The organism is Streptomyces montanisoli (genome assembly GCF_017813245.1).
GTDB lineage: Bacteria > Actinomycetota > Actinomycetes > Streptomycetales > Streptomycetaceae > Streptomyces > Streptomyces montanisoli.
Genome location: NZ_JAGIQL010000231.1, coordinates 1 through 8092, shown reverse-complemented (window position 1 = coordinate 8092; position 8092 = coordinate 1). Strand labels below are relative to the sequence as shown.

General features: G+C 73.5%; 8 protein-coding genes and 1 pseudogene. 4 read left to right on the top strand and 5 right to left on the bottom strand.

Annotated elements, in window-relative coordinates; all coding sequences use genetic code 11:
* Positions 1-214 precede the first annotated feature (214 nt).
* Positions 215-1201, bottom strand: coding sequence for an alpha/beta hydrolase (locus JFN87_RS30655; protein ID WP_209345392.1), 987 nt, complete (start codon positions 1199-1201; stop codon positions 215-217).
* 191 nt (positions 1202-1392) lie between these two features.
* Here JFN87_RS30655 and JFN87_RS30650 point away from each other — a divergent pair, with 191 nt between their 5' ends.
* Complete coding sequence (locus JFN87_RS30650; protein ID WP_209345390.1) at positions 1393-2421, top strand: Lrp/AsnC family transcriptional regulator; 1029 nt, start codon at positions 1393-1395, stop codon at positions 2419-2421.
* A 163-nt stretch (positions 2422-2584) separates the two neighbouring features.
* A complete protein-coding gene (locus tag JFN87_RS30645) occupies positions 2585-3436 on the top strand; it encodes a methyltransferase domain-containing protein (protein ID WP_209345388.1) in 852 nt (283 codons plus the stop codon).
* A 22-nt stretch (positions 3437-3458) separates the two neighbouring features.
* On the opposite strand, the gene JFN87_RS30640 is transcribed toward JFN87_RS30645, so the two are convergent.
* The 4 genes from JFN87_RS30640 to JFN87_RS30625 all read right to left on the bottom strand — a co-directional run bounded on the left by JFN87_RS30640 (position 3459) and on the right by JFN87_RS30625 (position 6835).
* Positions 3459-4127: an alpha/beta fold hydrolase gene (locus tag JFN87_RS30640; protein WP_209345386.1), complete on the bottom strand. Its 669-nt coding sequence runs from the start codon at positions 4125-4127 to the stop codon at positions 3459-3461.
* Between the two features lie 38 nt (positions 4128-4165).
* Positions 4166-4744, bottom strand: a complete 579-nt coding sequence (locus JFN87_RS30635) for a GNAT family N-acetyltransferase (protein WP_245182569.1) — start codon at positions 4742-4744, stop codon at positions 4166-4168.
* A gap of 352 nt (positions 4745-5096) precedes the next feature.
* Positions 5097-6224, bottom strand: coding sequence for a MerR family transcriptional regulator (locus JFN87_RS30630; protein WP_372449321.1), 1128 nt, complete (start codon positions 6222-6224; stop codon positions 5097-5099).
* 179 nt (positions 6225-6403) lie between these two features.
* Positions 6404-6835, bottom strand: a complete 432-nt coding sequence (locus JFN87_RS30625; protein ID WP_209345382.1) for a hypothetical protein — start codon at positions 6833-6835, stop codon at positions 6404-6406.
* A 257-nt stretch (positions 6836-7092) separates the two neighbouring features.
* Between JFN87_RS30625 and JFN87_RS30620 the strand changes: the two genes are divergently transcribed.
* Both JFN87_RS30620 and JFN87_RS30615 read left to right on the top strand, forming a co-directional pair.
* Entirely contained in the window at positions 7093-7530 is a 438-nt protein-coding gene (locus tag JFN87_RS30620) for a DUF7144 family membrane protein (protein WP_209345394.1), read from the top strand.
* 339 nt (positions 7531-7869) lie between these two features.
* Positions 7870-8092, top strand: a pseudogene (locus tag JFN87_RS30615) (hypothetical protein); the annotation flags it as partial.

Genomic DNA, 8092 nt, shown 5'->3' with positions numbered 1-8092 from the left:
GCCCGGCGGACCCGACGCGCGGGGACGCCCCCCGCGCCGACGCCCCCCGCACCGACGCCGGCCGCTTCGAGGCCCCCCGCTTCGACGCCGGCCGCTTCGACGCCCCGCCCGCCGACCCGACGCGCGCCGAGCCCCGCCCCACCGACCCGGCACTCTGACGCGGGACGGGCGACGCCGAGCGCCGCACCATCACGCCACACCGGTGGCCGCGACCTCACCCGGGGACGCGGCTCCCCGCATGCCTCTCCAGGAACGAGATCTCCGCCGCGACGGCCCGCTCGTGCGACTCCAGGAACGGCGCGTAGTGACGTCCTGGCAGACGCACCACCTCCGACCGCGGCGCCTTCCGCGCGGCCAGGACGGCGGGCCCCGGGAGCACGCTCTGGTCCTGGTCGCAGACCACGACCAGCAGGGGGCACCGGATCCGGGAGGCGTGGCGGCCCGGCCGGTAGCCGCCGAGCCCCAGGGCGATCCGTGCCGCGACCGTCTGCTCCCAGCCGGTGTGGCGGCCGCTGGGATCGAGGGCCCGGTCGCCGTCCATGGCGTCGGGTGTGGTGAGCGAGGCGACCGCGCCCCGCGGCCCCGCCGTCGGGACGAGCAGCGGCGGGCGCCCGACGAGGCTCCCGAGCGTGTCCCCGATGCCCAGGCCGAACAGCCGCAGCGCCGCGGACGGGGTCATGCAGCGCAACGCGTGCGGGGCGACGGCGCGCCCGTCGACCAGCGGCGTCTGCGCGATCGCGCAGGCCAGCCGCGGGTGGCCGGCCGCGACCCGGAAGACATGGCCGCCGGCGAGCGAGAAGCCCCAGACCGCGATCCGGTCCGGGTCGACGTCCGGCAGTCCGGCCGCGCACTCGATCGCGGCGTGCCAGTCGTCGATCTGCTCGCGGATGCTGACGATCTGGCGCGGTGAGCCCCCGCTCTCCCCGAACCGCCGGTGGTCGAAGGCCAGGACCGCGAAACCGGCGGCGTTGAACCGCGCGGCGAACAGGTCCGAGGCGGGCTCCTTCGTCACCGAGGTCCCACCGGCCATGATCACGCAGCCACCGTTGGTGCCCGGATAGTGCCAGGCGGCACACGAGGTGTCACCGCTGGCGAAGCGCACTTTCTGCCGTTCCGTCTGCCGTTCCGTCTGCCGTTCTCTCTGCCGTTCTCTCTGCCGTTCCCTCTGTCGTTCGCTCTGCCGTTCTTCGAACGCGGGCACGTGAACCTCCCTGGTGGACAGGTCGTTCCGAACTGATCAGGCGGCCGGGTGGTCAGCGGGGGAACCACACGAGCGGGTCGAGAACCATCGGGTGCCTCCTTCCTGCTGGCGCGGAGTGGTCGCCTTCCATCCTTGGGCGCGGCCCGCGAAACGGGCGGCGCACGGCCGCGCGATGGGCGAAACTCGTCTCCATGGCACGCTCATCGGCGGATTCCGTACTGAGCCCCACGGACCAGCGGCTGGTGGCCGCGCTGCAGTGCGACGGCCGGCTCACCGCGGAACGCGCGGCCCAGGTGCTGGGCCTCAGCCCCGCCGTCGTGCGCCGCCGCCTGCACGCGCTCGGCGCCGACGGCACGGTGCGTGTGGTGGTCTCACCGGTCGCGCTGCCGCGAGGCGGCGGCTCGACCGGCGCCCTGTTCCTGCGGATCCGGGTGCTCCGGGGGAAGCTCGACACGATCGTGGCCGCGCTCGCGGCGCGCGACGACATCCCGTTCATCGACGTCACCACGTCGGGCGACGAGATCTTCGCGGTCGCCCGCACAGAACCGGGCTCGCGCGACCCCCTCGTCTTCCGCCAACTGCCCTCCACGCAGGCGGTGACGTCCCTGGAGAGCGCGTCCATCCTGCACGCCTTCCGCTTCACCTCCGAGTGGCGCCACCAGGCGCTGACCGCACCGGAACGCGCGGCGCTGACCCCCGGGGACCCGCCCGCCGAGACGGCCTCCGCCGCTGCTTCCCCTGACCTGTACGGCGTCGACACCGACGCCCTGGAACAGGCCCTCATCGAGGCCCTGGCCCCCGACGCGCGCCTGAGCGCGGCGGCCCTGGCGGCCCGCACCGGCCACCCGGAGTCCACTGTGCGCCGCCGCCTGGCCCGACTGACCGCCCAGGGCCGCCTGATCACCCAGGTCCTGGTGGACCCCCACCGCCTCGGGCTGCCCATCGAGGCCAAGCTCCTGCTGCACGTGACCCCCGACCACCTGGCCGCCGCCGGACAGGCACTGGCCGACCACCCGTCGGTACACGGCGCGTACGCGACGTCGGGCCCGTCGAACCTGCACGCGGCCGCGTACTTCCCCGACCTGGCGGCCCTCTACGGCTTCCTCTCCCACGACCTGGCCGGCCTGGGCATCAGCCACGTCGAGACGGCGATCGTCAGCCGAGTCGTGAAACGCACCCCGGCGCCCGCCGCTCGTAGACTCGTGGCGTGGCATTCATGAGCATCCCGCACTGCTGCTTCCTCTGACCGGGAGGCACTGAGGGCGACGCCTGACGGCATCGCCCTCCTTGGTGTGCCTGCCGCGTGCACCAGGCTCCCGGTGTGACGTCCTGAGCGCGCGTGCAGGCACGGTCCCTTCCCCTCAGCTGTGCCAGGAGTGCCCCGTGCCCGTGTCGCTTCCCCCTGCCCTCGAACGGTCCCTCCGCCTGCTGCGCTGCCCGACGTGCCGCGCACGTGATCTCACTTTCGGCCGCGGTGCGCTGCGCTGTCCGGTCGGCCACTCCTTCGACGTCGCTCGCCACGGCTACGCCGGGCTGCTGACGGGCGCCCGCGCCACCAGCGGCGACGACGCGGCCATGGTCCGTGCCCGTAGCCGTTTCCTGTCCACCGGTGCCTACGCGCCCCTTCGCGAAGCCGCGGCCCGCCTGGCGGCCGGCGCCGCGCCCGGGCAGGCCACGGTCGTCGACGTGGGATGCGGCACGGGCTACTACCTGGCCGGTGTGCTCGACCGGTTGCCCGGCGCCCACGGCCTGGGCCTGGACACATCGGTACGGGCGCTGCGCTCGGCGGCCCGCGCCCACGAACGAGCCGCCGCGGCGTCCTGGGACGTCTTCCGTCCGTTCCCCCTCGCCGACGGGGCGGTCGACGTCGTGCTCGACGTGTTCGCCCCGCGCAACCCGGCCGAGTTCCACCGTGTGCTGCGTCCGACGGGCCGGTTGGTCGTCGTCCGCCCCACCGGGCGGCACCTGGCCGAACTGCACGGCCGCTTGCCCGCGGCCGTCACGGTCGATCCGTGCAAGGAGCAGCGCCTGCACCGGGCGCTCGACCCGTACTTCGACGCCGCGTTCACCGAACACGTCGAGTACGCGGCCCCCCTGACGGGGCCGGAGTCCCTGGACCTGGTGGCGATGACACCGAGCGCACGCCACCTGCGCCACGCGGACCTGGACGCCGACGTCGTCGTGCCCGGGCAGGTCACCGTCTCGGTGCTGGTCACCGCCTACAGGCCGCGGTGACCGCGCGCCGACGTGCCCGCGATCACGCGCCGAGCAGAAGCGCGGCGACCGCCTCCGGGGCTTCGTGCATGGCGTCGTGACCGGTTGGCAGATCGGTCACCTGCCAACCGGGATCGGCCAGCAGCCGGGTGCGCAGTTCGGCGAACGGCGTCCGATCCTCCCAGCCCGAGCAGTAGACGAACTCCCGATGGGGGACCCGGTCAACCGCGCCCGACAGCCGGGCCGTCTGCAGGAACGACGCTAGGGGATGGGGGCGGCGGCGCGGATCGCCGCCGTCCGGCGGCCGGACGGCGTAGCCGGTGGCCGCGGCTCCGGCAGCGAACACCTCGCGGTAGCGCTCGGTCGTCGACGACCAGCAGGACTCGCCGTCGCGCGGTACGTACGCGTCGAGATGCACCAGTCGTGAGACCCGGCCGTCCGCACGATCAGCGGCCGCGGCGATCACCATCCCGCCGTAGCTGTGGCCGACCAGTGTCACGCCGCTGATTCGGGAGCGATCGAGGAGCCGCAACACGTCGTCGGCGTGCGTGTCGAGGTTGGCGGACGCGACCGTCGCACTGTCGTCGTCGGGCCGCAGACCGGTCAGGGTCAGGGCGTGGACGGTATGGCCGGCGCGCTCCAGCAGCGGAACCACCGCCTCGAACGACCAGGAGCCGTGCCAGCCGCCGGGCACGAGGATGAACGTCGCCATGCGTGTCTCTTCCTGGTTCGGAGTTCCGGCCACGGAGGTCAGGAGCCGGCGGCCGGCTCGGGCAGTGGCTGCCAGTCTCGCCTGAGCAGCCCGTAGACCCACGAGTCGGAGACGTCGCCGGCCACGACGCAGTCCTCCCGCAACGTGCCCTCGTGCACGAAGCCGAGCTTCTCCAGCACGCGGGCGGAGCCCGCGTTGCGCGTATCGACCTCGGCCTGGACGCGGTTCAGGTCCAGCGTGTCGAACGCCCAGCGCAGCAGGGCGCGCGCGGCCTCGGTCGCGTAACCCTGGCCCCAGGCCGCGTCGTCGTAGCAGTAGCCGAGGAACGCGCTGCGGAAGCCCGGATTCCAGCGGTTCAGGGTGCACCAGCCGATGAACGCCCCGTCGGAGACACGGTCCACGGCCAGCCGCAGCCCGGTGCCCTCCTGTTCGATTTGCCGGCACGTGGCGAGGAACTTCTCGGCGCGCGAGCGTTCGGTCCACGGGGGTGAGTCCCAGTAACGCAGGATGTGGGCGCTGCTGTGCAGGGTGAAGAGGTCGTTCGCATCCGTGTCTTCGAAAGCACGCAGTCGAAGGCGAGCGGTCTGCAACGAGGGGACGGGCAGCGGCGTGCTCAAGTTTGCTCCCTGGTCGGTGGCGGCCGACCCATCAGACATTCGGCGCGGGGCACTCGCAACGGCTTTTCGCGGCGGACCGGGAGAGCGGGCCGGGAGACCGGTGGCGGCCCGCAGCGGGGTATCGACCGCTGCGGGCACCACCTGCGCGATCGCCGGGTTCACATCGTCAACGGGCAGTCCCCGCCCCCGAATCGGGGCCTTCGCCGACGCGCCGCTCGCCACCTTGATGCCCAGCGGCCCCGCGCCGCGTGGCGCGCCTCGCCGCAGGCGCGGGCCCGGCGGTACTCGTCCGCCTCCAGCCGCAGGTGACCGCAGCGTCCTGCGCGTCCGCCGCACGCGTCGCCGTGGAGCGTCAAAGCGCCACCACGTCCGCGACCACGCACGCGACGTTGTCCGGCGCGCCTCCCTCGTGGGCCAGGGCCGTCAGGGCGTGGACCGCCTCCTGCGGGGTGGGCCGCGTGCCGTCCGGCCGCACCGTGAGCGCGCGCTGGATCTCCGGCTGCGCCATCACCGCGGACAGGCCCTTGGAGCACAGCAGGTAGCGGTCCCCCGCCAGCACGTCCTGGAGGCGCACGTCCGCGCGCAGTCCCTCGTCGCCGCCGGTCAGGGCGCGCACCAGCATGGCCCGCTGCGGGTGGGACGCGGCCTCCGCCGCCTCGAGCTCGCCCGCGTCGACCATCGCCTGCACCACCGTGTGGTCGTGCGTGACGAGGAACAGCTCGCCGTCGCGCAGCAGGTACGCGCGCGTGTCCCCGATGTGCACGAGCGCGAGCTGCGAGCCCGTCCACGCCATCGCCGTCAGCGTCGTGCCCGAGTCCTCGAACCGCTCGACGGCGCGGTTGGCGTCCGCCATCGACCCGGCCAGCACGTTCAGCAGGTCGGCGCCCGCCGCCCCCTGCGGGATGCCCGCGCGCAGCGCGCCGATCGCCGCCTCGCCCGCGGGCGCGCCGTCCTTGCCGAAGCCGTCCGCGACCGCGAACAGCCGGTCGCCCGCGTACACCGCGTCCTGGTTGACCTCCCTGACGAGGCCGCGCTCCGTGCGCGATGCGTACCTGATCCCCAGCGTCGACCGATCCATGACCGCCGTCCCCTTCTCCGGCCGGTCCTTGGGACCGGCCGTCAGATGCTCGACGAGGAAGGCAGCGAGGTCGCGGCGGGCGGCCGTCTCGGCCTCGACCCGCGCCCAGTACGCCTCGATCTCCCGGCCCGCGGCCGGCGGATCGGTCGCGAACAGGTCGCAGACGAGCCGGATGCGGGCCAGCGGCATGCCGATGTGACGCAGCCACGCCACCAGCCTGGCCCGCTCCAACTGCTCGGGCCTGTAGTAGCGGTAGCCGCTGAACGCGTCGACGTGCGCGGGCCTGAGCAGCCCGAGCTCGTCGTAGCGCCGCAGCGCCTTCGCGGACAGCCCGCTGGCGCTCGCGAACGCGCCGATCGTCAGCCGTGCCACCGCACCCGGTTCCGCACCCGGTTCCGTCACGCCCACCCCGTTGCCCTTCCCGTCCCGAGCGGCCGTTTCCGCCCGGCCCGGTCGATGCTGGGGCTTCCCCCGCGGGCAAGGTCAACCATCGGGTCTCAGCGCGCTGCGTGGCGGATCTTGGGCTCACGGTGAGGGGCCCGTCATCGCGAATCGCGCTGAGCGCCCCCGCGTACCGGCTCCTACACCTTGCCCGTGTCCGACGGGCGCTCGTGCGTGTACCACCAGTACCAGGTCACGAGGATGGTGGCGAGGCCGATGACGATGCCGATCCACACCGAGCGGTAGTCGCTGAACCCGCCCAGGCTGCGCAGGAAGCCGACCGTGCCGCCGATGAGGACCCCCCACAGCAGCGCCCGCAACTCGCGGGGCATGAGATGGCCCGTGCGCGCGAGTGTGAAGCAGATCGCGGCGAAGCCGAAGCCCGACGCCAGGGCGAGCCAGAGCTGCCCGAAGGTGGCGGGTCCGCCGTCGCGTGCCAGGTAGGCGGCGTACGCGCCGACGGCGATGCCGAGGATCAGGGCCGTGGTGACGGCCGCCGGGTGCATCTGCTGCGGAACGCCCGGGCGGTGCCTGGTGGTTGCCCGCCGGGGAGACGGTTCTGCGTGAGCCATGCCGGTGCCTCCTTCGCCTGCGCCTCATGCCCCCGTTCACGAGTTCGCGGATCTCCGGCGCACGAGTAACCCTCCAGTCGCCGGTCATAACCCCCTCCCGCACCCCTCCCGGGCTTCCGCGCACGACCGGCGCGGAAACACGCAGGTCAGCGGGGGTGAAGATAAGGTAAATATCCCTTTTGCCCGAATGGGCGCACCATGAGGGCATGAGCCACAACACCGCACAACCTCCCCGCAGCGCCGGCTCCGACATGGGCATGGGCCGCGACCCAGGCACCGGACGCGGACGCGGACGGCACGACCACGACACGGCCGCCGTCTGGGCGGCGGGCGGCACGCTCTTCGCGGGCACGCTGCTCGTCGTCTCCGGGGTCATGGACATACTCCAGGGCATCGTCGCGATCGCCAAGGACAGCGTCTACGCGCAAGTGAACAACTACGTCTACTCGTTCAACATCACGAGCTGGGGCTGGATCCACCTGGCGCTCGGCGTGCTGATGGTCCTCGTCGGGCTCGGCGTCTTCCGCGGCGCCACCTGGGCGAGGATGACCGGCATCGCGCTGGCGGCGCTGAACGTGTTCGCGCAGTTCATGTTCCTGCCGTACGCGCCGGTCTGGGCGATCCTGGCGCTCGGCGTCTCGGTCTTCGTCATCTGGTCGCTGGCCTGGGACCGAGGGGCACGCAGGTCGGCGTGAGCCGGCAGTTCCGCGTGAGCCCGCTGTTCTGCGCCGACCCGCAGGCCTGCGAGAGCCCGCAGGTCGGCGCGACCCCATCGGCCGGCGTCGGCCCGGGGCCGGTCGCGGTGGGGGTGAATGCCGCGGCCCGGTGGGTAGGGATGCGGACGGCGCGCAGGCAGGCCCGGCCCGCCGCCCGCGTCCGTCACCGCCGCCCGCACGCCCCCGAGACGCCCGAGAGGCCGCCGGTTGTCCACGCCCACGCCGCCGCGCCCCGAACCGCCTCGCCCCGACCGGACCCGCGCTCAACCAACCTGCGCTCAATCGCCCCGCGCTCAACCACCCCGCCCCCGACGCCCGTTGGCGCTACGCCTGGCGCACTGGGCCGCCGGTCTTCCGCTGCTCGTCGTGTCCGTCGTGGTGGCGTGCCGCGCGCTGGGGACCGACGCGGTCACGCCCGTCACGCAGTTGCTCGCGCCACTGCCCTGGCTGCTGGTGCCTGTGGGCGCGGCGCTCGCGGCTCCCGTCGCGCTGCAGAGATCGGAAGAGCTCGTCTGTGAACTCCAGTCACCCGACATTGCGT